General features: G+C 59.7%; 25 protein-coding genes and 1 riboswitch. Of the genes, 11 read left to right on the top strand and 14 right to left on the bottom strand.

Annotated elements, in window-relative coordinates:
• Positions 1-15: 15 nt before the first annotated feature.
• Positions 16-1,002 (top strand): fimbrial protein, encoded by a 987-nt coding sequence (locus BN3796_RS11410; RefSeq protein ID WP_061708446.1) that lies wholly within the window; start codon positions 16-18, stop codon positions 1,000-1,002.
• The gene (locus BN3796_RS11405; protein WP_061708445.1) at positions 999-1,496 is read left to right on the top strand and encodes a fimbrial protein; all 498 of its coding nucleotides are present in this window, start codon (positions 999-1,001) and stop codon (positions 1,494-1,496) included. Before BN3796_RS11410 ends, BN3796_RS11405 begins: the two co-directional genes overlap by 4 nt.
• On the opposite strand, the gene dinG is transcribed toward BN3796_RS11405, so the two are convergent.
• Entirely contained in the window at positions 1,483-3,660 is a 2,178-nt protein-coding gene (gene dinG / locus BN3796_RS11400; RefSeq protein WP_061708444.1) for an ATP-dependent DNA helicase DinG, read from the bottom strand. The genes BN3796_RS11405 and dinG overlap by 14 nt on opposite strands.
• Before the next feature lie 97 nt (positions 3,661-3,757).
• A complete protein-coding gene (rhlE, locus tag BN3796_RS11395; RefSeq protein ID WP_061708443.1) occupies positions 3,758-5,089 on the bottom strand; it encodes an ATP-dependent RNA helicase RhlE in 1,332 nt (443 codons plus the stop codon).
• Between the two features lie 245 nt (positions 5,090-5,334).
• Between rhlE and cecR the strand changes: the two genes are divergently transcribed.
• The 5 genes from cecR (at position 5,335) to BN3796_RS11370 (ending at position 11,049) form a co-directional block, all read left to right on the top strand.
• Positions 5,335-6,012 carry a transcriptional regulator CecR gene (gene cecR, locus BN3796_RS11390; protein ID WP_061708442.1) on the top strand — a complete coding sequence of 226 codons (678 nt, stop codon included), beginning with the start codon at positions 5,335-5,337 and terminating at the stop codon, positions 6,010-6,012.
• Positions 6,009-7,001 carry a secretion protein HlyD gene (gene hlyD / locus BN3796_RS11385; protein ID WP_061708441.1) on the top strand — a complete coding sequence of 331 codons (993 nt, stop codon included), beginning with the start codon at positions 6,009-6,011 and terminating at the stop codon, positions 6,999-7,001. The genes cecR and hlyD overlap by 4 nt, the downstream gene beginning before the upstream one ends.
• Positions 6,994-8,730: an ATP-binding cassette domain-containing protein gene (locus BN3796_RS11380; RefSeq protein ID WP_061708440.1), complete on the top strand. Its 1,737-nt coding sequence runs from the start codon at positions 6,994-6,996 to the stop codon at positions 8,728-8,730. The genes hlyD and BN3796_RS11380 overlap by 8 nt, the downstream gene beginning before the upstream one ends.
• Positions 8,720-9,853: an ABC transporter permease gene (locus BN3796_RS11375; protein ID WP_061708439.1), complete on the top strand. Its 1,134-nt coding sequence runs from the start codon at positions 8,720-8,722 to the stop codon at positions 9,851-9,853. Before BN3796_RS11380 ends, BN3796_RS11375 begins: the two co-directional genes overlap by 11 nt.
• 89 nt (positions 9,854-9,942) lie before the next feature.
• Positions 9,943-11,049 carry an ABC transporter permease gene (locus tag BN3796_RS11370; protein ID WP_061708438.1) on the top strand — a complete coding sequence of 369 codons (1,107 nt, stop codon included), beginning with the start codon at positions 9,943-9,945 and terminating at the stop codon, positions 11,047-11,049.
• Here BN3796_RS11370 and BN3796_RS11365 read toward each other — a convergent pair.
• Positions 11,011-11,421, bottom strand: a complete 411-nt coding sequence (locus BN3796_RS11365; protein WP_061708437.1) for a YbhQ family protein — start codon at positions 11,419-11,421, stop codon at positions 11,011-11,013. The genes BN3796_RS11370 and BN3796_RS11365 overlap by 39 nt on opposite strands.
• Before the next feature lie 133 nt (positions 11,422-11,554).
• Here BN3796_RS11365 and BN3796_RS11360 point away from each other — a divergent pair, with 133 nt between their 5' ends.
• Genes BN3796_RS11360 through BN3796_RS11350 form a run of 3 tightly spaced genes read left to right on the top strand, consistent with a single transcriptional unit; the run spans position 11,555 to position 14,516 of the window.
• Positions 11,555-12,316, top strand: a complete 762-nt coding sequence (locus BN3796_RS11360; RefSeq protein WP_061708436.1) for an endonuclease/exonuclease/phosphatase family protein — start codon at positions 11,555-11,557, stop codon at positions 12,314-12,316.
• Complete coding sequence (clsB, locus tag BN3796_RS11355) at positions 12,313-13,554, top strand: cardiolipin synthase ClsB (RefSeq protein WP_061708435.1); 1,242 nt, start codon at positions 12,313-12,315, stop codon at positions 13,552-13,554. Before BN3796_RS11360 ends, clsB begins: the two co-directional genes overlap by 4 nt.
• Positions 13,554-14,516 carry a lysylphosphatidylglycerol synthase domain-containing protein gene (locus tag BN3796_RS11350; RefSeq protein ID WP_061708434.1) on the top strand — a complete coding sequence of 321 codons (963 nt, stop codon included), beginning with the start codon at positions 13,554-13,556 and terminating at the stop codon, positions 14,514-14,516. Before clsB ends, BN3796_RS11350 begins: the two co-directional genes overlap by 1 nt.
• 106 nt (positions 14,517-14,622) lie before the next feature.
• On the opposite strand, the gene BN3796_RS11345 is transcribed toward BN3796_RS11350, so the two are convergent.
• The 6 genes from BN3796_RS11345 to moaA all read right to left on the bottom strand — a co-directional run bounded on the left by BN3796_RS11345 (position 14,623) and on the right by moaA (position 18,097).
• Positions 14,623-15,330 carry a Bax inhibitor-1/YccA family protein gene (locus tag BN3796_RS11345; RefSeq protein WP_061708433.1) on the bottom strand — a complete coding sequence of 236 codons (708 nt, stop codon included), beginning with the start codon at positions 15,328-15,330 and terminating at the stop codon, positions 14,623-14,625.
• Positions 15,331-15,389: 59 nt separating this feature from the next.
• Positions 15,390-15,842 (bottom strand): molybdopterin synthase catalytic subunit MoaE, encoded by a 453-nt coding sequence (gene moaE / locus BN3796_RS11340; RefSeq protein ID WP_061708432.1) that lies wholly within the window; start codon positions 15,840-15,842, stop codon positions 15,390-15,392.
• Between the two features lie 2 nt (positions 15,843-15,844).
• Positions 15,845-16,090, bottom strand: coding sequence for a molybdopterin synthase sulfur carrier subunit (gene moaD, locus BN3796_RS11335; RefSeq protein WP_061708431.1), 246 nt, complete (start codon positions 16,088-16,090; stop codon positions 15,845-15,847).
• Entirely contained in the window at positions 16,083-16,568 is a 486-nt protein-coding gene (gene moaC / locus BN3796_RS11330; protein WP_061708430.1) for a cyclic pyranopterin monophosphate synthase MoaC, read from the bottom strand. The genes moaD and moaC overlap by 8 nt, the downstream gene beginning before the upstream one ends.
• Before the next feature lie 3 nt (positions 16,569-16,571).
• Positions 16,572-17,084: a molybdenum cofactor biosynthesis protein B gene (gene moaB / locus BN3796_RS11325; RefSeq protein ID WP_061708429.1), complete on the bottom strand. Its 513-nt coding sequence runs from the start codon at positions 17,082-17,084 to the stop codon at positions 16,572-16,574.
• A 23-nt stretch (positions 17,085-17,107) separates the two neighbouring features.
• Positions 17,108-18,097 (bottom strand): GTP 3',8-cyclase MoaA, encoded by a 990-nt coding sequence (moaA, locus tag BN3796_RS11320; RefSeq protein ID WP_061708428.1) that lies wholly within the window; start codon positions 18,095-18,097, stop codon positions 17,108-17,110.
• A riboswitch (molybdenum cofactor riboswitch) is annotated at positions 18,085-18,219 on the bottom strand. Its footprint overlaps the gene before it by 13 nt.
• Before the next feature lie 224 nt (positions 18,220-18,443).
• On the opposite strand from moaA, the gene yvcK reads away from it, so the two are divergent.
• A complete protein-coding gene (gene yvcK, locus BN3796_RS11315; protein ID WP_061708427.1) occupies positions 18,444-19,352 on the top strand; it encodes a uridine diphosphate-N-acetylglucosamine-binding protein YvcK in 909 nt (302 codons plus the stop codon).
• A gap of 621 nt (positions 19,353-19,973) precedes the next feature.
• On the opposite strand, the gene uvrB is transcribed toward yvcK, so the two are convergent.
• From uvrB to bioB, 5 genes are all read right to left on the bottom strand, one after another.
• On the bottom strand, positions 19,974-21,995 hold the full coding sequence (gene uvrB / locus BN3796_RS11310) for an excinuclease ABC subunit UvrB (protein WP_061708426.1): 2,022 nt from the start codon (positions 21,993-21,995) through the stop codon (positions 19,974-19,976).
• A 591-nt stretch (positions 21,996-22,586) separates the two neighbouring features.
• Positions 22,587-23,279, bottom strand: coding sequence for a dethiobiotin synthase (gene bioD / locus BN3796_RS11305; protein ID WP_073885175.1), 693 nt, complete (start codon positions 23,277-23,279; stop codon positions 22,587-22,589).
• Entirely contained in the window at positions 23,272-24,027 is a 756-nt protein-coding gene (gene bioC / locus BN3796_RS11300; protein WP_061708424.1) for a malonyl-ACP O-methyltransferase BioC, read from the bottom strand. The genes bioD and bioC overlap by 8 nt, the downstream gene beginning before the upstream one ends.
• Positions 24,011-25,168, bottom strand: a complete 1,158-nt coding sequence (bioF, locus tag BN3796_RS11295) for an 8-amino-7-oxononanoate synthase (protein WP_061708423.1) — start codon at positions 25,166-25,168, stop codon at positions 24,011-24,013. The genes bioC and bioF overlap by 17 nt, the downstream gene beginning before the upstream one ends.
• Positions 25,165-26,205, bottom strand: coding sequence for a biotin synthase BioB (bioB, locus tag BN3796_RS11290; protein ID WP_061708422.1), 1,041 nt, complete (start codon positions 26,203-26,205; stop codon positions 25,165-25,167). Before bioB ends, bioF begins: the two co-directional genes overlap by 4 nt.
• Positions 26,206-26,219: the final 14 nt, after the last annotated feature.

Below are 26,219 nucleotides of genomic sequence, written 5' to 3'. Positions count from 1 at the left end.
ACCTGGAAACCACCTATGCAGATTGTAAAATCCTCTCTTCTTCTTCTGTCCCTGGCGTTAGCGGCGCTCTTTATGCCGCATGCCAGGGCGACCTGCAGTACCCCGGATATGCCGAAGCTTATCAACGTGGCGTCGGTGTCGGTCTCCACAACCCTTGCGGTTGGCGCAACCATTCCCGGCTCCGAACAGCATGTTCATGTCGCGGGCAGCTGCAATCATCCTTATGAGAGCGGCATGGAGATTATCGCCTGTTACTACGGCAACGGCGCGGAAATTCCGGGGCTGCCCGGGGTGTATGACTCCGGCGTGCCGGGGATCGGCGTAGCGTTAAGGAATGCGCAAGGCGAGCGGATCACCGGCGGCGGCAAGACCGCCTGCGACTCCCGAAGTACACCCATTGGTTATATATCAAACGACGGGTTAATGACCTTTGATTTCAGCGTCATGCTGGAGCTGGTCAAAACCAGCGAAGCGGTGCAGTCGGGAATGCTGGCGCAGGACCAGACCAAATTTGGTATTGGCGTCTATGGTAATGACGGTATCGGCAGCCCGAACACCGTCTCCTACGCGGGAAATATCAATTTTAACCCGGTGACCTGCTCCGTTTCACCTGAGAGCCTCACCGTTACGCTGGGCAATTTTCCCCTCAGCGCCTTTAGCGGAACGGGAAGTGAAACCACGCCAAAGACGTTCGATGTGAACGTAAACTGCAACAATACGGTACAGCCGCAGGTGATGATCGCCAGCGCCAACGGTTATGAAACGCAGTTTCCCGGCGTGATTAAGCTGACGCAGGAGGAGGGTGTCGCCACCGGCGTAGGGGTGAAAATGTTGGTTGAAGGACAGCCCGCCACCTTTGAAACTTACCGCAATACCTCCCGGATGGCGCAGGCGAACGAAACGCTCGCGATCCCTTTCCAGGTCAGCTACGAGCAGACCGGCCCGCAGGTGACGCCAGGCGCCGCCAATACCATCGCCACGATTACGCTGGGGTATAAATGAGAAAGATCTATCTGCTGGCGCTGCTGCTGGCGACGCAGGCGCATGCCGACAGCGTCGCAGTCCAGATCCGGGGCAATATTTTAGCCAATACCTGTTCGGTGGATAGCGCCAGCCAGAACCTGACGGTCGATCTCGGCCAGGCGGTCGCCAGTGACTTTAAGGATGTGGGCGATACGGGAAGCTGGAAGGCGTTTGATTTGACGCTCTCGAAATGCCCGCCTACCACCACGCTGGTCACCGCCACCTTTAACGGCCAGCCGGATAGCGAACATCCCACCAAATTCGCCAATACCGGCAGCGCGCAAGGGCTGGCGCTGGAGCTGGCGGACAGAACGGACGATATCCTTATCGCGCCGCAGGCCAGCTTTAACGCGCTGGTTAACCAGAGCGGCAACGTCGATTTTCCGCTGGCGGCCCGTTACTACGCCACCGACACACCGGTTCGCGCCGGCAGCTTCAGCAGCGTGGTGCAGGTGACCTTTATTTACCAGTAGATGTGCACCTTTTAGCAGGAAAGTTTTTGCGCCGCCCGGTCGTTTTTTTGGCCGGGCGTTTTTTTGCCTCCGGCACCTCCGGCTGTTCAACAGGAAAGACCGGCAGCGCCGCCAGCAGTCGCTGGCCGTAGCTTTTGGTGAGCAATCGCCTGTCATAAATCACCACCTCGCCCCAGCAGCTGTGGCTGCGAATCAGTCGCCCGACCTGCTGAATCAGGTTAAAGGAGGCGGCGGGCAGGCTCTGTACCTCAAAGGGGTAGCGGTTAAGGCTTTTGAGCCACTCGCCTTCGGTGAGCACCACCGGGCTGTCGATGGGCGGAAACGCGATCTTATGGATATGCACCTGCGTGAGGTAATCGCCTTTCAAATCCAGCCCTTCGGCAAAGGACTGTAGCCCCACCAGCACGCTGCGCTCGCCGGCGTCGATACGCTTGCGGTGCAGTTCCACCAGCCGGTAGCGCGGCTGATCGCCCTGCACCAGCAGCAGCAGGCGCAGATCGGGCACGTAGCTTAAGAAGAGCTGCATCGCCCGCTGGCTGGCAAAGAGCACCAGCATGCCGGCATGCTTTTTACTCTCCACCTGCTCGCGAAACCAGGCGGCCATCTCCGCAATATGCTCCTCTTCATTGCTTATCAGCGGCTCATAGCGCATCTGCGGAATGATGAGCTTGCCCTGCTCACAGTGGTTGAAGGGGGAGTCGAGCGCCACAAACCGATCGCCCGCTTTCTCTTTAAGTCCGCTCATCTCCTGCAGACGCGAAAAGCTGTTCAGCGAGCGCAGGGTGGCAGAGGTGACGACCACATGCGGAACGCTGCGCCAGATAAGCTTCTCCAGCTGGTCGCTGACGCGGATACCGACGCAATGGAAGAAGAGATGTGCCTGCCCTTCCCGTACCTCGCGGGTCGCCCATTTGGTGACGGGCGCGCCGGAGGCCTGCTCCATGGAGGCCAGCCGCCACAGCTTGCTCTGCCCCTCAAACATGCCGAGCGCGCGGTTCATCTGCAGCAGCACGCGATGCAGGCGCACCACGTCATGAGTACCGGTCTTTTCGCTGAGATCGTTTAAGAAGAGTTCCGCCAGGCCGCGCAGCTTCTCAATGTGCTTCGCCAGCTCGCGACAGATCTCCATGATCTCTTCCGGTAGCACCCCCATCGCAAAGCGATGTTCCGCCTCCTGGGTGGCGGGCAGATAGAGATTGAGGATGTTATTCAGCGAAGCGATAAGGGTATAGACCTCCTCGCAATGATCGCTGAGCCGCTCCGGTATTGCCAGCGGTGGAATGGTTTTCGGGCGGAACTGCTCCATGCAGGTGGCGACAAGCTTTGTAAAGAGATCGAGCTGGAGCCTGAACCACGGGGCGGTGATTTCCGCGCTCATCTCAAGCGCATCGCGCGCCACGTCCGGCAGGTGATGGCCCTCATCCAGCACCAGCAGCAGGTTTTTCGGCTCCGGCAGGACCGCCTCGCTCTCCAGCGCCGCCATCACCAGCGCATGGTTCGCCACCACCACCTCCGCCTCCTGGATCTCCCGGCGGGCGACAAAAAAGGGGCATTCGCGGTAATAGTGGCAGTTGCGGTTCAGGCAGCCCGCCTTGTCGGTACTCAGCCGCCGCCAGAGGTCGTCGCCAATCGCCTGATCGGTGTGGTCGCGCAGGCCGTCCCATTTGTAGCCATCGAGCGAGGCCTTAAGCTTTGCGCACTGCTCCTGCTCGGCTTTATTGTTCGGGGCCAGCGTGTCGTCGAGAAAGGCCAGCAGATCCTGCTGGTCAGGCTCGCTGCTGGCGAGCGCCGCCAGGTTACGCGGGCAGACGTAACGCCCGCGGCCAAAGGCGGCGGTAAAGCGCAGATCGGGGATGATTTTGCGCAGCAGCGGCAGATCTTTGCTGAAAATCTGATCCTGAAGCGCGACGTTGGCGGTACTGACCACCAGCGTTTTTTGCTCCTCGCGGGCAATCGCGATGCCGGGGAGAAGATAGGAGAGAGTTTTCCCGACGCCGGTCGGCGCTTCGATGGCCAGATGCCGCCCTTCGTCACCGGCGAGCGTTTTCGCCACGTCGGCAATCATCTGCCGCTGCGGAGCTCGGGGGATAAAGTCGGGGATCTGCTGCTGTAGCGCCTTATACCATGCGCCGATTTGCGCTTTCAGCGCGGCGGTCAAAGCCATCATAAACCTGAAAATACTGTATAAACAGCCACTATTGTGGCACGTTCATTCGCCCGCCGCAAAAAGAAAAGCCTGGCTTTGCGGCCAGGCTTCCGGATTACTGCGCGCCAGCAGGCTTACGCGGACGGCGACGGCGCGGTTTCTCACCCGCCGGTTTTCCTTCGCCTGCCCCCTGCTGTTTGGCCTTCGGCGCGCCGCTGTTCTGACGACGCGGCTGTTGCTGCCCACGTCCACCACCGCCGCCGCCGCGCTGCTGACGACCATTCTGAATCGGCTCCGCCTTGATGGAAGGATCCACCTCGTAGCCCGGAATGGCGATACGCGGGATCTCTTTTTTCAGGAGGCGCTCGATGTCGCGCAGCAGCTTGTGTTCATCCACGCAGACCAGAGAGAGCGCCTCGCCGGTGGCCGCCGCGCGGCCGGTACGCCCGATGCGGTGGACATAATCTTCCGGCACGTTCGGCAGCTCATAGTTGACCACATGCGGCAGCTCTTCGATATCCAGGCCGCGAGCGGCGATATCGGTCGCCACCAGCACGCGGATTTCGCCCGATTTAAAATCGGCCAGCGCCCGGGTACGCGCCCCCTGGCTCTTGTTACCGTGGATAGCGGCGCTACGGATGCCATCTTTGTTCAGCTGTTCCGCCAGATGGTTGGCGCCATGCTTGGTACGGGTAAAGACCAGCACCTGCTGCCAGTTCCCCTGACCAATCATCTGCGACAGCAGCTCGCGTTTGCGTTTCTTGTCGACAAAATGCACGTGCTGCGTCACCTGCTCAGAAGCGGTGTTACGACGCGCCACTTCGATTTCCAGCGGATTATGCAGCAGCTTTTCAGCAAGCGCTTTGATGTCGTCCGAGAAGGTCGCGGAGAAGAGGAGGTTCTGACGGCGCGGCGGCAGCTTCGCCAGCACGCGGCGGATATCATGGATAAAGCCCATATCGAGCATGCGATCCGCTTCGTCCAGCACCAGCACTTCAATCTGATCGAGTTTAACCGCGTTCTGATGTTCCAGATCGAGCAGGCGTCCTGGGGTCGCCACCAGCACGTCAACGCCGCCGCGCAGCTTCATCATCTGCGGGTTAATGCTTACGCCGCCAAAAACCACCAGCGAGCGAATATTCAGGTAGCGGCTGTACTCCCGCACGTTTTCACCCACCTGGGCCGCCAGTTCGCGGGTTGGGGTGAGGATCAGCGCGCGAACCGGGCGACGGCCCTTCGCGTGCGGCTGATTCTCTACAAGACGCTGCAGCAGCGGCAGGGTAAAACCGGCGGTTTTACCGGTGCCAGTCTGGGCGCTCGCCATCAGGTCGCGCCCTTCCAGCACGGCAGGAATCGCCTGCTGCTGAATAGGGGTAGGTTCGCGGTAGCCCTGCTCCGCAACGGCGCGCAGGATCTCCGGATTTAGGCCAAGGGCATCAAAAGACATAACAACTCCGAACCGCCCCGACCGTGAGGTGTAGTTTTCAGGGAGATAGTGACAGATAAAAGGACAAAAACCACAATGTCGCGAAGCAGCGGAGTGTAGCAGCTTTTGTGACGTGGCGCATAAAATATCCCCTCGTATCCGTCTTTCAGAATATTTCATCACGCCCCCATTTGCTGCGCCTGCTGGACAAGGGCAAAAAAGCGGCATAATCTCAATCAATCGATTGATTAATTTTTGGTGATGCCATGAGTACGACGCCCACCACCTCCAAAGGCGAACAGGCTAAAAGTCAGCTTATCGCCGCCGCGCTGGCGCAGTTTGGCGAGTATGGGCTGCACGCCACCACCCGCGATATCGCCGCCCAGGCGGGACAGAATATCGCCGCCATCCCCTACTATTTTGGCTCTAAAGAGGAGCTGTACCTCGCCTGCGCCGACTGGATTGCCGATTTTATCGGCTCCCGTTTTGCAACCCATGTCAAACACGCCGAGGCGCTGCTGAGTAGTGCCACGCCGGATCGGGCGGCCATCCGTCAGCTTATCCTCTGCGCCTGCACCAGCATCATTCAGCTTTTGACCCGGGACGACACGCTGAGCCTGAGCAAATTTATCTCCCGCGAACAGCTCTCCCCCACCGCCGCCTGTCAGCGGGTGCATGACCGGGTTATTGCCCCCATGCACCGGCACCTCACGCGGCTGGTGGCGGCCTATACCGGGCGCGATGCCAGCGACACGGAGACCATTCTGCATACCCACGCCCTGCTGGGGGAGGTGCTCGCGTTTCGCCTTGGGCGGGAGACCATTCTGCTGCGCACCGGCTGGGCAAAATTTGATGATGATAAAACCACGCAGATAAGTCAGATCATTACCTGCCATATCGATCTGATCCTCAACGGTTTAACGCAAAGGAGTATGGAGCCATGAAAAAACCCGTCGCCGCCCTGCTGGCGGCTGTTGTGGTGGCCGTCGCGATCGGCGGCTGGCTGTGGTACGAGGGGCGGCAGGAGAGCGGTCTGACTCTTTACGGCAACGTCGATATCCGCACGGTCAATATGAGCTTTCGCGTCGGCGGTCGGCTGGCGTCGCTGACCGTGGATGAAGGGGATGCGGTGAAGCCCGGGCAGGTGGTCGGCGCGCTGGATCAGGCTCCCTACAAAAATGCCCTGATGCAGGCCAAAGCGAGCGTGGCAGTGGCCCAGGCGCAATACGATCTTATGCAGGCGGGTTATCGCGACGAGGAGATCGCCCAGGCGGAAGCGGCAGTCAGACAGGCGAAAGCCGCTGCAGACTATGCGCAGAACTTCTATGCCCGCCAGCAGGGGCTGTGGAAAAGCCGCACTATCTCCGCCAACGATCTGGAAAACGCTCGCTCGTCGCGCGATCAGGCGCAGGCGACCCTGAAATCAGCGCAGGATAAGCTGAGCCAGTACCGCACCGGTAACCGCCCGCAGGATATCGCCCAGGCGCAGGCCTCGCTTGAACAGGCGCAGGCGCAGCTGGCGCAGGCCGAGCTGGATCTGCATGACACCACGCTGGTCTCCCCCTCCGCCGGGACCATCCTGACCCGTGCCGTGGAGCCGGGCAGCATGCTGAACGCGGGCAGCACCGTACTCACCCTCTCGCTGACGCGCCCGGTGTGGGTACGCGCCTATATTGATGAGCCCAATCTGGGCCGGGCGAAACCGGGCAGCGAGATGCTGCTCTATACCGACGGTCGCCCGGATAAGCCTTATCACGGCAAGGTTGGCTTCGTCTCGCCGACGGCGGAGTTTACGCCGAAAACCGTGGAGACGCCGGATCTGCGAACCGATCTGGTCTATCGCCTGCGCATTATCGTGACCGATGCCGATGACGCGCTGCGCCAGGGGATGCCGGTGACAATCCAGTTTAACGACGGACCGCGCGATGAGTGAGACCATTGAGCTTGCGGGCCTGGTCAAACGCTTCGACGGGATGGAGAAACCCGCCGTGGCGCCGCTCACCTGCACCATCCGCAGCGGCTATGTGACCGGGCTGGTTGGCCCGGACGGCGCGGGAAAAACTACCCTGATGCGGATGCTGGCCGGGCTGCTAAAGCCCGACGCGGGCAGCGCCCGGGTGGTGGGACTCGATCCCATCGAGAATGACCGCGCCCTCCATGCCCTGCTGGGCTATATGCCGCAGAAGTTTGGCCTTTATGAAGATTTAACGGTGATGGAGAACCTTAACCTCTACGCCGATCTGCGCAGCGTCACCGGGGAAGCGCGACAAAAAACCTTCGCCCGGCTGCTGGACTTTACCGCGCTGGGCCCCTTTACCGACCGGCTGGCGGGCAAGCTCTCCGGGGGGATGAAGCAAAAGCTGGGGCTGGCCTGTACCCTGGTGGGCGAGCCGAAAGTGCTATTGCTGGATGAACCGGGCGTTGGCGTCGACCCCATCTCACGCCGCGAGCTGTGGCAGATGGTGCATGAGCTGGCGGGCGACGGCATGTTGATCCTCTGGAGCACCTCCTATCTCGATGAGGCGGAACAGTGCCGCGACGTGCTGCTGATGAACGAAGGGGAGCTGCTCTACCAGGGCGAACCGAAAACGCTTACCCGGAGCATGGCCGGGCGCAGCTTTTTACTGCACAGCCCGCAGGAGAACAACCGTCGCCTGCTCCAGCAGGTGCTTAAACTGCCGCAGGCGAGCGACGGCATGATACAGGGCCGCTCGGTGCGCCTGATCCTGCGCAAGGCAGCCACGCCCGACCAGATCCAACGCGCCGAAGGTATGCCCGACATCGTTATGGAGGAGACAGCCCCGCGCTTTGAGGATGCTTTTATCGATCTGCTGGGCGGCGCCGGGGCGCAGGAGTCTCCCCTGGGGGCGATACTGCATACGGTGGAAGGGACGCCCGGCGAAACGGTGATCGAGGCGAAATCGCTCACCAAAAAGTTCGGCGACTTTGCCGCCACCGACAACGTCAATTTCGCGGTGAAACGCGGGGAGATTTTCGGATTGCTGGGACCAAACGGCGCGGGCAAATCCACCACCTTTAAAATGATGTGCGGCCTGCTGGTGCCCACCTCCGGCAAGGCGCTGGTGCTGGATATGGATCTGAAGGTCAGCTCCGGCAAAGCGCGCCAGCATCTGGGCTACATGGCGCAAAAATTTTCCCTCTACGGCAACCTGACGGTCGAACAAAACCTGCGCTTTTTCTCCGGCGTCTATGGCCTGCGCGGGCGGGCGCAAAAAGAGAAAATCGACCGTATGAGCGAGGCGTTTGGCCTTCACAGCATCGCCTCCCAGCCGACCGACGCGCTGCCGCTCGGCTTTAAGCAACGCCTGGCGCTGGCCTGCGCGCTGATGCATGAACCCGATATTCTCTTCCTCGACGAGCCAACCTCCGGCGTCGATCCCCTCACCCGCCGCGAGTTCTGGCTGCATATCAACAGCATGGTGGAGAAAGGGGTGACCGTGATGGTCACCACCCACTTTATGGACGAGGCGGAGTATTGCGATCGTATCGGGCTGGTCTATCGCGGCAAGCTTATCGCCCACGGCACACCGGATGATTTAAAAGCGCAGGCCGCTGACGAAAGTATGCCCGATCCGACCATGGAGCAGGCCTTCATTACCCTGATTCACGACTGGGATAAGGAGAATGGTCATGAGCGCTAACGGACTATCCTGGCGGCGGGTGCGCGCCCTTTGCCTGAAGGAGACGCGGCAGATTGTGCGCGACCCCAGCAGCTGGCTGATCGCGGTAGTGATCCCCCTGCTGCTGCTCTTTATCTTCGGCTATGGCATCAACCTCGACTCCAGCAAGCTGCGGGTGGGTATTCTGCTGGAGCAGCAGAGTAAAGAGGCGCTCGATTTTACCCACGCCATGACCGGCTCGCCCTATATTGACGCCACCATCAGCGATAATCGCCAGGCGCTGATTCAGAAGATGCAGGCGGGGCGTATTCGCGGGCTGGTGGTGATCCCGGTGGATTTTGCCGCCAGCATGGCCCGGGACGACAGCAAAGCGCCCATACAGGTCATTACTGACGGCAGCGAGCCGAATACCGCGAACTTTGTGCAGGGCTACGTGGAGGGGATCTGGCAGCTCTGGCAGATGCAGCGGGCGGAGGATCGGGGCGAGAGCATGACGCCGCTTATCGACGTGCAGACCCGCTACTGGTTCAACCCCGCCGCCATCAGCCAGCACTTTATTATTCCCGGCGCCGTGACCATTATTATGACGGTCATTGGCGCTATCCTCACCTCGCTGGTGATCGCCCGCGAGTGGGAGCGCGGCACCATGGAGGCGCTGCTCTCCACCGAGGTGACCCGCGTCGAGCTGCTGCTCTGCAAGCTTATCCCCTACTATTTTCTCGGCATGCTGGCGATGCTGCTCTGTATGCTGGTTTCCGTCTTTATTCTCGACGTCCCCTACCGCGGCTCGCTGCTGTTGCTTTTTCTGATCACCAGCCTCTTTCTGCTCAGTACGCTGGGGATGGGCCTGCTGATTTCCACCATCACCCGTAACCAGTTCAATGCCGCGCAGGTTGCGCTCAACGCGGCGTTTCTGCCCTCGGTGATGCTCTCCGGCTTTATTTTTCAGATAGACAGTATGCCGGCGGCGATCCGCGCGGTGACTTACATCATCCCGGCACGCTATTTTTCCAGCACCCTGCAAAGCCTCTTCCTGGCAGGGAATATCCCGGTGGTGCTGACGATCAACATTCTCTTTTTGATCGCCTCGGCGGTGATGTTTATTGGCCTGACGTGGATGAAAACCAAACGTCGGCTGGATTAAATTTTTGCCTGATGGCGCTGCGCTTATCAGGCCAGCGGTTCTTGCAGGCCGGGCAAACGCAGTGCCGCCTGGCGTTTTAAGGAGTGACTATGTTTCACCGTCTATGGACATTGATCCGCAAAGAGCTACAGTCGCTGCTGCGCGAACCGCAGACGCGCGCCATTCTGATTTTGCCGGTGCTGATTCAGGTTGTGCTTTTTCCCTTTGCGGCGACGCTTGAGGTGACCAACGCCACCATCGCCGTTTATAACGAAGACAACGGTAAACATTCCGTGGAGCTGACCCAGCGCTTCGCCCGCGCCAAAGCGTTCACCCACGTTCTGCTGCTGAACAGCCCGCAGGAGATTCAGCCGACTATCGACACGCAAAAAGCGCTGCTGCTGGTGCGCTTCCCCGCCGATTTTTCGCGTAATCTGGATACCTTCCAGCCCGCGCCGATGCAGCTGATTCTCGACGGGCGTAACTCCAACAGCGCGCAGATTGCCGCCAACTATCTTCAGCAGGTGGTTAAAAATTACCAGCAGGAGCTAATGACCGGCAAAGCGAAGCCAAACAACAGCGAACTGGTGGTACGCAACTGGTACAACCCGAACCTCGACTATAAGTGGTTTGTGGTCCCGTCGCTGATCGCCATGATCACAACCATCGGGGTGATGATCGTCACCTCCCTCTCGGTGGCGCGCGAGCGCGAACAGGGCACGCTCGATCAGTTGCTGGTCTCGCCGCTGACCACCTGGCAGATTTTTGTCGGTAAAGCGGTGCCCGCACTCATTGTCGCGACCTTTCAGGCGAGCGTGGTGCTGGCCGTCGGTATCTGGGCCTACCAGATCCCCTTTGCCGGGTCGCTGGGGCTGTTTTACTTTACGATGCTGATCTACGGGTTATCGCTGGTGGGGTTTGGTCTGCTGATCTCTGCCCTCTGCTCCACACAGCAGCAGGCCTTTATCGGCGTCTTTGTCTTTATGATGCCGGCGATTTTGCTCTCGGGGTATGTCTCGCCGGTGGAGAATATGCCGGTCTGGCTGCAGAATATCACCTGGATAAACCCCATCCGCCACTTTACCGATATCACCAAGCAGATCTATTTGAAGGATGCGAGTCTGGATATAGTGTGGGGAAGTTTGTGGCCGCTACTGGTCATCGCGGCCACGACAGGCTCAGTGGCGTATGCGATGTTCCGGCGGAATATCGCCTAGCTTTTTCTCACGGGTCAGTAACGAGACCACGGCTGGCCCTGCGAGAATGGCCAGCCCCGCCAGGGCCAGCAGCAGGTTGTTTTGCAGCACGCGCGACAGCAGCCACAGCACAATCATCGCCGCGCCAAAGTACCATGTGGTGGTGAGCTCTTCGAGGAAATCACCCACCTCACGCCAGCGCTCCTCATGGTGACGCTGTAAAAAGAGCATCAGCACCACCGTTACGCCATAGAGGACGCATAGCCCCAGACCAACACGCACCAGCGCGCCGCTCAGCCAGCCCATCACCAGTACGGCCACGACCAGTAAATGCAACATAATCTGCCAGCAACTTAACCCCGTTGCGACACGAACACGTTGTTGCCACTTCATGGCTTTTCTCCTGAAGGATTTTTCTCTGCATTTTCAGACTACCGCACTTTACGGAAAATTCCGTAACGCCGCATCTTTTTGTGACGACGACTACACTTTATTTTCATGAGGATAGTGACGCGGGAAGGAACTAATGACACATAAAAACCGGCATTTCTCGCTTAAAGTGCTGACAATTAATACACACAAAGGCTTCACGGCGTTTAATCGCCGCTTCATTTTGCCCGAGTTGCGCGACGCGGTCCGTACCGTCGGGGCAGATATCGTCTGCCTGCAGGAGGTGATGGGCGCGCATGAGGTGCATCCGCTGCATGTGGAAAACTGGCCCGACACCACCCACTATGAATTTCTGGCCGACACCATGTGGAGCGACTACGCTTATGGCCGCAATGCGGTCTATCCTGAAGGGCATCACGGTAACGCGGTGCTGTCGCGCTTTCCTATCGAACATTATGAAAATCACGACGTTTCGGTGGGCGAGAGCGAAAAACGCGGCCTGCTCTACTGTCGCATCGTCCCGCCTGACCTTGACTATCCAGTCCATGTGGGATGCGCCCATCTTGGGCTGAAAGAGGCGCACCGGCAGGCGCAGCTACAGATGATGGCCAGATGGGTCAATACGTTACCGGAGGGAGAACCGGTGGTGCTGGCGGGCGATTTTAACGACTGGCGTCAGCGCGCCAACCATCCCCTGAAGTCCCAGGCGGGGCTGGAGGAGATTTTTACCCGCGCCCACGGGCGGCCGGCACGGACTTTTCCGGTGAGTTTCCCGCTGCTCCGCCTCGATCGTATTTACGTAAAAAACGCCCATGCCAGCAGCCCCACCGCGCTGGTGCTGCGCAACTGGCGTCATTTGTCTGACCATGCCCCTTTAAGTGCGGAGATACACTTATGAAATGCTCATGGCAAGAAGGAAATAAAATTACGCTACTGGAGAACGGCGATAACTTTTATCCGGCGGTGTTTAACGCTATCGACAAGGCGCAGCGCAAAGTTATTCTCGAAACCTTTATCTGGTTTGAGGATGGGGTGGGCAAACGGCTCCATGAGGTGATCCTGCGCGCCGCACAGCGTGGGGTGAAGATTGAGGTTCTGCTCGACGGCTACGGCTCGCCGGATCTGAGCGACGATTTTGTTAATCAGCTGACTTCGGCGGGCGTGATTTTTCGCTACTACGATCCGCGCCCACGCCTGATGGGGATGCGGACCAACGTCTTTCGCCGGATGCACCGTAAGATCGTGGTGGTGGACGAAACCGTCGCTTTCGTCGGCGGCATCAACTACTCCGATGAACATATGTCCGACTACGGCCCCGAGGCGAAGCAGGATTATGCCATCCGGGTCGAGGGACCGGTCGTACAGGATATTTTACTGTTTGAGCTGGAGAACCTCCCCGGCCACGCCGCCGCGCGCCGCTGGTGGAAACGCCACCATCGTCCTGAGGAGAATTTGCATCCCGGCGAGGCGCAGGCGCTCTTTGTCTGGCGCGACAACGAAGAACACCGGGACGATATCGAACGCCATTATATAAAGATGCTGGCGAACGCGAAGCGTGAGGTAATTATCGCTAACGCCTACTTCTTTCCTGGCTACCGGCTGCTGCACGCCATGCGCAACGCCGCCCGCCGTGGCGTGCGGGTGAAGCTGATTGTCCAGGGCGAGCCGGATATGCCGATCGTCGCCGTTGGCGCGCGCCTGCTCTACGACTATCTGGTAAAAGGCGGCGTACAGATTTATGAGTACCGCCGTCGCCCGCTGCATGGCAAGGTGGCGCTGATGGACGATCACTGGGCGACGGTCGGATCAAGCAACCTCGATCCCCTGAGCCTGTCCCTGAACCTCGAAGCCAACCTGATCATTCACGATCGGCAATTTAACCAGACGTTGCGCGACAACCTCACCACCCTGCTGCGGGAAGATTGCGTGCGCGTCGATGATACCATGGTGCCGAAGCGCACCTGGTGGAACCTCGGCAAGAGTATCGTGGTGTTCCACTTCCTGCGCCACTTCCCGGCGCTGGTCGGCTGGCTGCCCGCCCATACGCCGAAACTTGCTCAGGTACCCGCCCCGGTACAACCGGAAATGGAAACCCAGGATCGCGTGGAAGCGCAAAATACCGGAGTGAAGCCCTGATGAAAAAATCACATCCCCGCTGGCGGCTCGCCAAAAAAATTCTGACCTGGGTCTTTTTTATCGCTGTGGCCGTCCTGCTGGTGGTCTACGCGCAAAAGGTCGACTGGGAAGAGGTATGGAAGGTTATCCGCAACTATAACCGCCTCGTGCTGCTCGGCGCGGTGGGGCTGGTTATCCTCAGCTATGTTCTCTATGGCTTTTACGATCTGCTGGGGCGCACCTACTGCGGCCATAAGCTGGCCAAACGCCAGGTGATGTTGGTCTCCTTTATCTGCTACGCCTTCAACCTGACCCTCAGCACCTGGGTGGGCGGTATCGGCATGCGTTACCGTCTCTACTCCCGCCTGGGTCTGCCTGGCAGCACCATTACCCGTATCTTCTCCCTGAGTATCACCACTAACTGGCTTGGTTATATCCTGCTGGGAGGGGTGATCTTTACGGCCGGGGTTGTTCAGCTTCCCGACCACTGGTACATCGACCAGGGCACCCTGCGCATTCTGGGGATCGTGCTGCTGGCGATGATCGCCTTCTACCTGTGGGCCTGCGCCTTTGCCAAACGCCGCCATATGACCATCAAAGGGCAGAAGCTGGTGCTGCCTACCTGGAAATTCGCTCTCTTACAGATGGTGATTTCCAGCGCCAACTGGATGGTGATGGGGCTGATTATCTGGATGCTGATGGGTCAGGATGTGAACTATTTCTTTGTGCTCGGGGTGCTGCTGGTGAGCAGTATCGCGGGGGTCATCGTCCATATCCCGGCGGGGATAGGGGTGCTGGAGGCGGTGTTTATCGCCCTGCTGGCAGGGGAGCATGTCTCCCACGGCACGATCATCGCCGCCCTGCTTGCCTATCGTATGCTCTATTATTTCCTGCCGCTGGCGCTGGCAACGGTCTGTTATCTGGTGCTGGAGAGCCGGGCGAAAAAGCTACGGGCGAAGAATGAGAAAGCGATGGCGAAGTGACGTTCCCCTCTCCCCGAGGGGGAGAGGGGGAAAACACCAAACGTTAAGCTGGATCGGTCCCCTCTCCCCTATGGGGAGAGGGTTAGGGTGAGGGGTAAAACTGACCTTACCGACGGTTGCCGAAGATGCGCAGCAGCATCAGGAAGAGGTTGATAAAATCCAGATAGAGCGTCAATGCGCCGAGAATGGAGTATTTGCGCAGCTGAGAGGCGTCCCGCACATCAATCTGCTCGCCGATATTCTTCAGCTTCTGGGTGTCATAGGCGGTCAGGCCGACAAAAACCACCACCCCGATATAGGTCACCGCCCACATCAGCGCTTCACTCTTCAGCCAGAAGTTCACCAGCGACGCCAGCACAATGCCAATCAGCGCCATAAAGAGCATATTCCCGAAACCGCTCAGATCGCGTTTGGTGGTATAGCCGTAGAGGCTCATCACGCCAAACATACCGCCGGTCACCACAAAGGTGCTGGCGATAGAGGAGTAGGTATAGACGAGAAAGATGCTGGATAAGGTCAGCCCGGTCAGCGCCGAATAGAGCATAAATAGCGTGGTGGCGACCCCCGCACTCAGCTTATGCACCAGCCCTGAAAGCACAAACACCACCGCCAGCTGGGCGATGATCAGCCCGAAGAAGGTGAGTTTGCTGGAAAAGACAAACATCATCACCGCCGGGGTATTGGCGGAATACCAGGCGATAAACGCCGTCAGCAACAGCCCAACCGTCATCCAGCCGTAAACCTGAGCCATATAGGTCTGAAGGCCGGTACGTGTCTGTTGTACTATCGAATCGGAACGCGGAAATCGGTCCATGACTCACTCCTGATTAAGTGGAAACACTCCTTAAGCCTAACACATCCGCACGATAACGATTACCAGCGGCGCGCCGCCTCCCGATCGCTGTCGCGCGACTCCACCCAGCGCTCCCCTTCCGGCGTCGCCTCGCGTTTCCAGAACGGGGCGCGGGTTTTCAGGTAGTCCATAATGAACTCCCCGGCGTCAAAAGCGCTGCCGCGGTGGGCGCTGGTAACGCCAACGAAAACAATCTCTTCACCCGGCCACATCTCGCCGATGCGGTGCACCACCGTCACGCGCCCCAGCGGCCAGCGGGTACGTGCCTCGCTGACGATGTCGGCAAGGGATTTTTCGGTCATCCCAGGGTAGTGCTCCAGCGTCAGCGCTTTGACGCTGTCGCCGAGATTGTGGTTACGCACTTTGCCGGTAAAGGTGACGACCGCGCCATCCTCGTCTCGTTCGGCAAGCCAGGCATATTCATCACCGACGCTAAAGCGCTCCGGCCCGACGACAATACGGGTTTCCGCCATCATCAGCCCCCTGTGACCGGTGGAAAGAAAGCCACTTCGTCGCCCTCACGCAGGGGATGGGTAAACTCCACCAGCGTCTGGTTTACTGCGGCGAGCAATTTGCCAGGTTCCAGCGCCAGCGCCCAGCGATCGCTTTGCGCCGCCAGATGCGCGCGCAGCGCTTCCACGTTATCGAATGCGCCATCCACTGCCAGGCTGTCGGTACTGACCAGCTCGCGCACCTGCGCGAAAAAAAGCACTTTAATCATGATTCTCCGCCCTGAAATCCCCCGACTTGCCGCCGCTTTTCGCCAGCAGGCGTACCGGGCCAATCACCATATCTTTCTGTACCGCTTTGCACATGTCGTAGATAGTCAGCGCCGCAACGGAAGCGGCGGTAAGCGCCTCCATCTCCACGCCGGTTTTACCGGTTAAACGGCAGAGCGACTCGATGCGCACGCGGTTATGCTCCGGCTGCGCCTGAAGATTGACTTCCACTTTGCTCAGCATCAGCGGATGGCAGAGCGGAATGAGATCCCATGTGCGTTTCGCCGCCTGGATCCCGGCGATGCGGGCGGTGGCAAAGACGTCACCTTTGTGGTGGCGGCCATCGATAATCATCGCCAGCGTCTCTGGCAGCATGGTAACGAACGCTTCCGCGCGCGCTTCTCGCACCGTTTCCGCTTTGGCGGAAACATCCACCATATGCGCTTCGCCGGCGGCGTTAATGTGGGTCAGTTGCGACATAGCTTATTTCTTCAAATGGGGATGGAAGTTGCACGGACGGGTTCGGGCATCGAGCTGCGGCGCAATAATATTTTCCCATGCGGTACGGCAGGCTTTGGTTGAGCCGGGCATGGCGAAAATCAGCGTCCTGTTGGCCATGCCCGCCACCGCGCGAGACTGGAGCGTGGAGGTACCAATCTCCTCAAAGGAGAGCATGCGGAACACTTCGCCAAAACCTTCGATTTCACGATCGAAAAGCGGCAGCAGCGCTTCCGGCGCCTGATCGCCTGCGGTAAAACCGGTGCCGCCGGTAATCAGCACTACCTGCACTTCGTCGCTGGCGATCCAGTGAGAAACCTGCGCGCGAATGGCGTAGCGGTTCTCTTTTACAATCGCCTTATCAACAACGTGGTGGCCCGCCTCTAAGGCCGCGTCACGCAGCCAGTGGCCGGAAGTGTCATCCTCTTCGCCGCGGCGTTCAGAGACGGTGAGAATAGCAATACGCGTCGGGATAAATTCTGCGCTTACCTGACTCATTTCTTGTTCCTTCTTAAGCCTGATTACCCGCCGATGTAGGACAGGTTCTGAGTAATGCCGGTATCACCCTGGTGCAGGAAGTGGGTCTGCTTTTTGTGTGCCAGCGCACCGGCGATACGCGCCTCAAGCGCCTCCTGCTGGTTGTCGTCCGCCAGCAGATCGCGTAGATCCACGCCGCCGTCGCCGAAGAGGCAGAGATGCAGCTTGCCGATGGAGGAGACGCGCAGGCGGTTGCAGCTGGCACAGAAATCTTTCTCATAGGGCATGATAAGCCCCACTTCCCCTTCGTAATCGGGATGGCAAAAGACCTGCGCCGGACCGTCGCTGCGCTGGCGAATCTGGTGGATCCAGCCGCGCCGGAGCAGCTCATCGCGCAGCACCATGCCGGAGAGATGATGGCGGCGGAACAGTTCGCTCCCCTCACCCGTCTCCATCAGCTCAATAAAACGCAGCTGAATGCGTCGCGGTTTGATCCACGCCAGAAAGGTGTCGAGCTGGTGATGGTTGACGTCGCGCATCAGGACCGTGTTGACCTTGACCTTCTCAAACCCCGCCGTAAAGGCGGCGTCGATTCCCTCCATTACCTGGCGGAATTTATCCTGGCCGGTGATGGCGTGAAACTGCCGCGCGTCGAGGCTGTCGACGCTGACGTTGAGGGCGGTCAGCCCCGCCTCGCGCCAGCGCGCCACGTCGCGCGCCATGCGGTAGCCGTTAGTGGTCACGGCAATCTGGCGGATAGCCGGGTTTTCGCGCACGGCGGCGATAATATCGGGGAAGTCGCGGCGCAGCGACGGCTCACCGCCGGTCAGGCGGACTTTTTCCGTGCCGAGGCTGGCGAACGCACGCGTAACGCGTTTTACCTCCTCCACGGAGAGGAAGCCATTATTGGTGACACGGCCCGGCTTGTAGCCGTCCGGCAGGCAGTAGGTGCAACGGAAGTTACACACATCGGTAATCGACAGACGTAAGTAGTAAAACTTACGCGCGAAAGCATCGGTAAGTTGTGAAGCCATGTACACCTTTCCAGATACGGGAGGCACAGTCATTTCTTTCTGTACCCTGGTGGCGATATCGCCACGGCCAGGGCGCCATATCTCTCGACACAGGCGCCAGGGCTAGAGTGTATGTTTTCATAAAAGAAAACGTGGTTATGCCGATAGTAGCGCGGAAAGCGCGTTTTCGCCATTCCGCTGTTTCGCTATATAAAATTATACATAGCGACCTTATCGTGCATTTTCGCTACAGAATACGCAAAAGTAGCGTTTTTGCATTGATATACGTCATGCGCGGCGCGGCGGGGCATCGTCTTTTAGGAGTAGTTAGGTTACCTTACGCAAAGTTCAACCATAAGGAATTGATATGCGCAATCGCACTCTTGCCGATCTTGATCGCGTGGTGGCGCTGGGCGGCGGGCATGGCCTGGGCCGGGTTATGTCATCCCTGTCATCATTAGGTTCGCGGCTGACCGGAGTGGTCACTACCACGGATAACGGCGGCTCTACCGGGCGTATTCGTCGCGCCGAAGGCGGCATTGCATGGGGTGACATGCGTAACTGTCTGAACCAGCTGATTACCGAGCCGAGCGTGGCGTCGGCAATGTTTGAGTACCGTTTCGGCGGTAATGGCGAACTTTCCGGGCATAACCTGGGAAATTTGATGTTAAAAGCGCTGGACCACCTCAGCGTGCGCCCGCTGGAGGCGATCAACTTAATCCGTAATCTGCTGAAGGTGGACGCCTTTTTGATCCCCATGTCGGAGCATCCGGTCGATTTAATGGCGATCGACGCGGAGGGGCATGAGGTTTACGGGGAGGTAAATATTGACCAGCTCACCCAGGCGCCAACAGAGCTGCTGCTCTCCCCGGCAGTGGCCGCCACGCGTGAAGCGGTGGAAGCGATCGGCGAGGCGGATCTGATCCTGATCGGTCCCGGGAGCTTTTACACCAGCCTGATGCCGCTTCTGCTGGTTAAGGAGCTGGCGCAGGCGCTGCGCAGAACTCCCGCGCCGGTGGTCTATATCGGTAATCTGGGCCGCGAACTAAGCCCCGCCGCCGCCAGCCTGTCGCTGTCTGACAAGCTGAACCTGATGGAACAGTACGTGGGCAAAAAGATTATCGACGCAGTGGTCGTGGGGCCGAAAGTGAATGTGACCGGCATGGAAGGACGAGTGGTGGTGCAGGAGCCGCTGGAAGCGAGCGACATCCAGTACCGTCATGACCGCCACCTGCTGCGCGAAGCGCTGGAGAAAGCGATACAGAAGCTGGGTTGAGAAACGCGCCCCTCACCCCGACCCTCTCCCCAAAGGGGAGAGGGGGAAAAGCGGTTTTTCCCTGAACGGTACTCCTGAGGCTGCTCCGTGCTGGGATTGTCTCCTCTCCCCTTTGGGAGAGGGGGAAAAGCGGTCTTTCCGTGAACGGTACTCCTGAGGCTGATCCGCGCTGGGACTGTCCCCTCTCCCCTTTGGGGAGAGGAGAAAAGCGGTTTTTCCCTGAACGGTACTCCTGAGGCTGGTCCGCGCTGGGGCTGCCTCCTCTCCCGTTTGGGGAGAGGGGGAAAAGCGGTCTTTCCCTGAACGGTACTCCTGAGGCTGCTCCGCGCTGGGGCTGTCCCCTCTCCCCTTTGGGGAGAGGAGGAAAAGCGGTCTTTCCCTGAACGGTACTCCTGAGGCTGGTCCGCGCTGGGGCTGCCTCCTCTCCCGTTTGGGAGAGGGGGAAAAGCGATCTTTCCCTGAACGGTACTCCTGAGGCTGATCCGCGCTGGGACTGTCCCCTCTCCCCTTTGGGGAGAGGGGGAAAAGCGGTCTTTCCCTGAATGGTACTCCTGAGGCTGGTCCGTGCTGGGACTGTCCCCTCTCCCCTTTGGGGAGAGGGTTAGGGTGAGGGGTAACCCGTCACGACGCCGCAATAAACAGCTCGCGCAGCTGATGCAGCTGGTCGCGGATCTGCGCCGCCTCCTCGAACTCCAGGTTCTGCGCATGCTCCATCATCTTCCCTTCCAGTTCGTGGATTTTCTGCTGCAGCGCTTTCGGCGTCAGCGGCAGCGCGGCGGTATCCGCCTCTACCGGAGAACGTGACTTGCCGCGACCCTTCGCTTTGGTTTTGGCGATATTCTCGCCCAGCGACAGAATATCGACCACTTTCTTGTTCAGCCCCTGCGGGGTAATGCCGTGTTCTTCGTTGTAGCGCTGCTGTTTCTCACGACGGCGTTCCGTCTCGCCAATCGCTTTGGCCATTGACGGGGTGATTTTATCGCCATACAAAATCGCCTTGCCGTTCACGTTACGCGCGGCGCGGCCGATGGTCTGAATCAGCGAACGCTCGGAGCGCAAAAAGCCCTCTTTGTCGGCGTCCAGAATCGCCACCAGCGAGACTTCCGGCATGTCGAGCCCTTCCCGCAACAGGTTGATGCCCACCAGCACGTCGAACTCGCCCAGGCGCAGGTCGCGAATGATCTCCATTCGCTCCACGGTGTCGATATCGGAGTGCAGATAGCGCACCCGCTCCCCGTGCTCCTCCAGATATTCGGTCAGATCTTCCGCCATGCGCTTGGTCAGCGTCGTCACCAGCACGCGCTCGTTGATCGCCGAGCGGATGCGGATTTCCGACAGAAGATCGTCCACCTGGGTCGCCACCGGGCGGACCTCGATAATCGGGTCGAGCAGGCCGGTAGGACGTACCACCTGATCGATCACCTCGTCGCCCGATTTCTCTAGCTCGTAGTTGCCCGGGGTCGCCGAGACGTAGATGGTCTGCGGGGCCAGCGCCTCGAACTCCTCAAACTTCATCGGACGGTTGTCCAGCGCGGACGGCAGACGGAAACCGTACTCCACCAGCGTCTCTTTACGCGCCCGGTCGCCGCGGTACATTCCGCCGATCTGCGGGATCGTCACGTGAGATTCATCGATCACCAGCAGGCCGTCGGCGGGCAGGTAGTCAAAGAGCGTTGGCGGCGCTTCGCCAGGGCCACGCCCGGAGAGATAACGGGAGTAGTTTTCGATCCCGGAGCAGTAGCCCAGCTCGTTCATCATCTCCAGGTCGAACTGCGTGCGCTGGGTCAGACGCTGCTCTTCCAGCAGCTTGTTGTTCGCCAGCAGCACCTTGCGCCGCTCGGCCAGCTCCACCTTGATCTCCTCCATCGCCTGTACAATGCGCTCGCGCGGCGTGACGTAGTGGGTTTTCGGGTAGATGGTAAAGCGCTGGACGGTCGATTCCACGTGGCCGGTCAGGGGGTCGAAAAGCGACAGCCGTTCAACCTCCTCGTCAAAAAGCTCCACGCGCAGCGCCAGGTCGTCCGACTCCGCCGGGAAGATGTCGATCACCTCGCCGCGCACGCGGAATGTGCCGCGCTGGAACGCCTGATCGTTACGGGTATACTGCAGCTCCGCCAGCCGCCGCAGAATGGCGCGCTGGTCGATAATCATACCGTTGGTCAGGTGCAGCATCATCTTCAGGTAGAGATCCGGGTCGCCCAGGCCGTAGATGGCGGAGACCGACGCGACTACCACCACATCCCGACGCTCAAGCAGCGCCTTGGTGGCGGAGAGACGCATCTGTTCGATGTGCTCGTTTACCGAGGCATCTTTCTCGATAAAGGTGTCTGAACTCGGCACGTACGCTTCCGGCTGGTAGTAATCGTAGTAAGAGACGAAATACTCGACGGCGTTGTCCGGGAAGAAGGCCTTCATCTCGCCATAAAGCTGCGCCGCCAGGGTTTTGTTAGGCGCCAGCACCATGGTGGGGCGCTGCAGATCGGCAATCACATTGGCGACGGTAAAGGTCTTGCCCGAACCGGTTACGCCAAGCAGCGTCTGGTGAGCAAGCCCATCCTCCAGCCCCTCCTTCAGACGGCGGATCGCCTCAGGCTGATCGCCGGAAGGACGGAAGGCGGAATTTAATTTAAACGGTTTACTCATGGGCGACGACCTGATGACGAAATAAGCGGCAGGTCTCTAATTTTACTCCCGCCTGCCGATTTTGCCAGTAAAAAATACTGGATATAAAAACAGTTACCGATCATGATTACACTTACCCAACGCCACCGCTCAACGTAAAAAAGCGTAAATCTGTACACAAACAAGACAAAACGCTGTCAGGGAAAGGTTATCCCCAAAAAATTTCCTTTTTTAACATTTGTCAAGCGTCAGAATTAAAGTTTTATGGCAACGGGTGACACTTTCTTGACAGTCATTGCTTTTATATAACTCATTAAAAAAATTAGACTATTTTTTAAAGCCGCCTTTCGCGCCAATTCAGGCGCAGGCCGCGTATTCTCTCGCTTGCCTCACGTTTTCTAACTCTAATACACATGGTTATCCACAGGAATAGTGGATAACTGCTTCCAGCCCATACGAACCGCCACTCGGACAGTTCCTGATTTTTCCCGTTTCGCCGGAAAACAAAAAAATTTTTAGCCATTTTTTGATGCGAATGCCCCTTTTGGCACAAAAAAACCGGTGCGATCGCCATCACATTTCCCCCTGCCGCAGAGAGGGGGAAAAGCGTTGTTATCGCCCGTGATGATGCAGGAGCTGCAGGTTGAGATAGTGGCCGGTTGCCGCGTCGTCAGGATCGCCCGACAGCCACGGAATTTCCCCCAGAAACGGTGCGGGGAGCATGCGCTGCAGGGTGGCAAGGTATTCGCGATGGCGTTTACCCGGCGCGACAACGTCGTTGGCGATCCAGCCAGCCAGCCGCAGCCCGGACTGCTCAATGGCCTGGGCGGTAAGCAGGGCGTGGTTAATGCAGCCAAGCTTGACCCCCACCACCAGAATTACCGGGAGCCGTTCGCGGCATACCCAGTCGGCAAAGGTGTGCTCCTGCGACAGCGGCGTATACCAGCCCCCTGCCCCTTCCACGAGTACCCACTGCGCCTGCTGCTCCAGCGCCCGCAGGCCGGATGAGAGCTTATCCAGATCGATAAGAAGCCCCTCGTCGGCGCTGATGATATGCGGCGAGGTCGGCTCGGCGAAGGTATACGGGTTGACCTGCTCATAGCTGAGCGGCAGGCTGCTGTGGCGCTGCAGCGCCAGCGCGTCGCTATTGCGTAAGCCCTCCGGCGTCATCTCGCTGCCGGAGGCGACCGGCTTGTAGCCCGCGGTAGTGAATCCCAGAGCGCTCGCGGCCTGCAACAGGGCAGCGCTGGCAACGGTCTTGCCCACCTCCGTGTCGGTCCCGGTAACAAAAAAACGTTCAGTCACGTTCGATAATCCCATGAAAAAGTTGATAGGAGAGCGGGAAATTTCCGCCCTTTTGCGGCCACGCCAGCTCAAGGCGGTGCAGCTCACCACGCGTGAGCGGCGCACGGGCGCGACCGGCGTGCAGATGCGTGGCGCCGATACCTTTAAGCGAGCGCATGGCGCCCAGCGCGTCGCTGAAGTCGAGCGTCACGGTCTGCAGCGAGAAGCGGTAGCGGTAGCCCGTCATCGCGTCCAGTACCTCCGGCAGAGTCAGAAAGCGGTTGGCGTGGGGGCGATCGTCCACCGCCTGCCACGCCTGGCGCAGCTCGGGCAGGGAATCCGCCAGCAGGGTAGTGAAGGCGACGGTGCCGCCGGGCTGCGTTACCCGATAAAGCTCCCCCAGCGCCTGCACCAGGCTTTCGCACCACTGCACCGCCAGGTGGCTCCAGACGAGGCTGAACTGCCCGGCAGCCAGCGGAATCGCCTCGATGTCGCCCGCCAGATAGTGATGCGCCGCCTGCCGCGCGCGCGCCTGCGTCAGCATCAGAGGCGAGAGATCGAGGGCGGTGACGCGGCTTCCCGCGTCGCGCCAGTAGCGGCTGTTGGCGCCTGGCCCGCAGCCCGCGTCCAGTACACGGCTAAATTGCCCCTCTCCCAGCAGGGCCAACAGCCCCGCGGCGCTGCGGCGCTGGAGTTCATCGTGCTGCGAATAGCTGTGCGCCGCCCGGCCAAAGGCGGCGGCGACGGCCTGCTTATTGACCGGCGGCATAGAGGACCTCCAGCAGCCTGTCGATATCCTGCGCCTCATGCGCGGCAGTGAGCGTCAGACGCAGGCGCGCCGTACCCGGCGGTACGGTGGGAGGGCGCATCGCCGTCACCCAGATCCCCTCCTCCCGTAGCCGTTGCGCCAGCGCCAGCGCGCGCGCGTTTTCACCGATAATCAGCGGCTGGATGGCGCTGTCAGATTCGCCGAGCGCGCCGGAAAACTCGCCTGTTCCGCGGCGAAAACGGCGGATATGCTCCCCCAGACGCTGACGCCGCGCGTCCCCCTCTTCGCTGCGAATTATCGCCAGCGAAGCCTGGAGCGCTGCGGCCTGGGCGGGCGGCATGCTGGTGCTATAGATAAGATGCCGGGCGAACTGGAGTAAATAGTCCGCCACCGGCTCGCTGCAAAGTACCGCCGCCCCGCTGACTCCCACACCTTTGCCGAAAGTGACTATCAGCAGATCCGGTTTGACGTTATGGACCGCGATGCTGCCGCGCCCCTGCTCGCCGGTCACGCCGATGCCGTGGGCATCATCCACCATCAGCCAGGCCTGCTGTTGCCGCGCCGCTTCCGCTATCGCCCCCAGCGGCGCCCCGTCACCATCCATGCTGAAGATCCCCTCTGTGACCACCAGCTGCTGGCCGGCGCAGGGAGTCGCCAGCAGCGTCTGCAGATGGCTGACGTCGTTATGGTGAAAGCGGCGCAGCCGGGCGGCGCTGAGATCCGCCGCCTCCAGCAACGAGGCGTGGCTCAGGCGGTCGGCAACGATTTTGTCCTCTTTATCGGTGAGGGCCGTAATAACCGCCTGATTGGCGGCAAATCCCGAGATAAAGAGCAGCGCGCGAGGATAGCCGAGCCAGTCGGCAAGCTGCTCCTCAAGCTGATGGTGCGCCGTGGTGTAGCCGCTAACGTGCCCGGAGCCGCCGCTGCCAACGCCGTAGCGCTCCGCCCCCTGCTGCCAGGCGCGTACGATGGCAGGGTGACGGCTCAGGCCAAGGTAGTCGTTACTGGAAAAGTTGCAGTAGCGGCGGTTGTCGCGTGTTAAAAAGCGCCCCGCGCCGTTGTCCACCACTGCCCGCACGCGCAGGGCGTCGGCCGCGCGTCGCTGGTCGAGGGCAGCATGGATTCGCTCCTGCCAACTCATACCGCCGCCGCGTTGTAATAGCTTTCGGTATCGGCGTTAAAAAGCTGCGCTTCCAGCTGCTGCTGTTGTTCGTTGTCCCCCGCCAGCACCTCTGTCTGCTGGGGGTTAAGCCCCAGCTTGCGGAACAGCTGCACATCCTTATCCTCTTCCGGGTTCGGTGTGGTAAGCAGTTTGCAGCCGTAGAAGATGGAGTTGGCGCCCGCCATAAAGCACATCGCCTGGGTCTGCTCGTTCATCTGCTCACGTCCGGCGGAGAGGCGCACAAACGAGGTAGGCATCATGATGCGTGCTACGGCGATAGTGCGGATAAAATCGAAGGCGTCTACATCCTCGTTGTCCGCCAGCGGCGTCCCTTTCACCTTCACCAGCATGTTGATCGGCACGCTCTCCGGCGGCGTGGGCAGATTTGCGAGCTGCAACAGCAGACCAGCGCGATCTTTCACCGTCTCTCCCAGCCCGACGATGCCGCCCGAGCAGACCTTAATCCCCGCCTCACGCACCTTGTCGAGGGTGTCGAGACGCTCCTGGTAGGTGCGGGTGGTGATGATGTTGCCGTAGAACTCCGGGGAGGTGTCCAGGTTGTGGTTATAGTAGTCCAGCCCCGCTTCGGAGAGACGCTGCGCCTGTGGCCCGGTCAGCGTCCCCAGCGTCATGCAGGCCTCCAGCCCCATCTCCTTCACCCCCCTGACCATCTGCTCCAGGTAAGGCATATCGCGATCGTGGGGGTTTTTCCACGCCGCCCCCATGCAGAAGCGGGTGGAACCGGCGTTTTTCGCCTTGCGCGCCGAGTCGAGCACCTGCTCCACCTCCATCAGACGTTCGGACTCCAGCCCGGTTTTATAACGGGCGCTCTGCGGACAATATTTACAATCTTCCGGGCAGGCGCCGGTCTTGATCGAGAGCAGCGTGCTGACCTGCACCTGGCGCGGATCGAAATGCTGACGGTGGATCTGCTGGGCTTCAAAGAGCAAATCCAGGAGGGGTTTATTAAATAATTCGGTGACTTGCGACAGTGTCCAGCGTGCGTGGTGAGCCATCGGGCTTCTCCAAA

It is taken from the genome of Pseudenterobacter timonensis (genome assembly GCF_900021175.1).
GTDB classification, from domain to species: Bacteria; Pseudomonadota; Gammaproteobacteria; order Enterobacterales; family Enterobacteriaceae; genus Enterobacter; species Enterobacter timonensis.
Note: the sequence above shows the minus strand (reverse complement) of the source record. Positions and strands in the feature narration are given on the sequence as shown.

Excerpts from the sequence above, each read along its gene's own strand:
- BN3796_RS11410 (WP_061708446.1), top strand. The coding sequence starts at position 16 with ATGCAGATTGTAAAATCCTCTCTTCTTCTTCTGTCCCTGGCGTTAGCG.
- BN3796_RS11405 (WP_061708445.1), top strand. The coding sequence starts at position 999 with ATGAGAAAGATCTATCTGCTGGCGCTGCTGCTGGCGACGCAGGCGCAT.
- dinG (WP_061708444.1), bottom strand. The coding sequence starts at position 3,660 with ATGGCTTTGACCGCCGCGCTGAAAGCGCAAATCGGCGCATGGTATAAG.
- rhlE (WP_061708443.1), bottom strand. The coding sequence starts at position 5,089 with ATGTCTTTTGATGCCCTTGGCCTAAATCCGGAGATCCTGCGCGCCGTT.
- cecR (WP_061708442.1), top strand. The coding sequence starts at position 5,335 with ATGAGTACGACGCCCACCACCTCCAAAGGCGAACAGGCTAAAAGTCAG.
- hlyD (WP_061708441.1), top strand. The coding sequence starts at position 6,009 with ATGAAAAAACCCGTCGCCGCCCTGCTGGCGGCTGTTGTGGTGGCCGTC.
- BN3796_RS11380 (WP_061708440.1), top strand. The coding sequence starts at position 6,994 with ATGAGTGAGACCATTGAGCTTGCGGGCCTGGTCAAACGCTTCGACGGG.
- BN3796_RS11375 (WP_061708439.1), top strand. The coding sequence starts at position 8,720 with ATGAGCGCTAACGGACTATCCTGGCGGCGGGTGCGCGCCCTTTGCCTG.
- BN3796_RS11370 (WP_061708438.1), top strand. The coding sequence starts at position 9,943 with ATGTTTCACCGTCTATGGACATTGATCCGCAAAGAGCTACAGTCGCTG.
- BN3796_RS11365 (WP_061708437.1), bottom strand. The coding sequence starts at position 11,421 with ATGAAGTGGCAACAACGTGTTCGTGTCGCAACGGGGTTAAGTTGCTGG.
- BN3796_RS11360 (WP_061708436.1), top strand. The coding sequence starts at position 11,555 with ATGACACATAAAAACCGGCATTTCTCGCTTAAAGTGCTGACAATTAAT.
- clsB (WP_061708435.1), top strand. The coding sequence starts at position 12,313 with ATGAAATGCTCATGGCAAGAAGGAAATAAAATTACGCTACTGGAGAAC.
- BN3796_RS11350 (WP_061708434.1), top strand. The coding sequence starts at position 13,554 with ATGAAAAAATCACATCCCCGCTGGCGGCTCGCCAAAAAAATTCTGACC.
- BN3796_RS11345 (WP_061708433.1), bottom strand. The coding sequence starts at position 15,330 with ATGGACCGATTTCCGCGTTCCGATTCGATAGTACAACAGACACGTACC.
- moaE (WP_061708432.1), bottom strand. The coding sequence starts at position 15,842 with ATGGCGGAAACCCGTATTGTCGTCGGGCCGGAGCGCTTTAGCGTCGGT.
- moaD (WP_061708431.1), bottom strand. The coding sequence starts at position 16,090 with ATGATTAAAGTGCTTTTTTTCGCGCAGGTGCGCGAGCTGGTCAGTACC.
- moaC (WP_061708430.1), bottom strand. The coding sequence starts at position 16,568 with ATGTCGCAACTGACCCACATTAACGCCGCCGGCGAAGCGCATATGGTG.
- moaB (WP_061708429.1), bottom strand. The coding sequence starts at position 17,084 with ATGAGTCAGGTAAGCGCAGAATTTATCCCGACGCGTATTGCTATTCTC.
- moaA (WP_061708428.1), bottom strand. The coding sequence starts at position 18,097 with ATGGCTTCACAACTTACCGATGCTTTCGCGCGTAAGTTTTACTACTTA.
- yvcK (WP_061708427.1), top strand. The coding sequence starts at position 18,444 with ATGCGCAATCGCACTCTTGCCGATCTTGATCGCGTGGTGGCGCTGGGC.
- uvrB (WP_061708426.1), bottom strand. The coding sequence starts at position 21,995 with ATGAGTAAACCGTTTAAATTAAATTCCGCCTTCCGTCCTTCCGGCGAT.
- bioC (WP_061708424.1), bottom strand. The coding sequence starts at position 24,027 with ATGCCGCCGGTCAATAAGCAGGCCGTCGCCGCCGCCTTTGGCCGGGCG.
- bioF (WP_061708423.1), bottom strand. The coding sequence starts at position 25,168 with ATGAGTTGGCAGGAGCGAATCCATGCTGCCCTCGACCAGCGACGCGCG.
- bioB (WP_061708422.1), bottom strand. The coding sequence starts at position 26,205 with ATGGCTCACCACGCACGCTGGACACTGTCGCAAGTCACCGAATTATTT.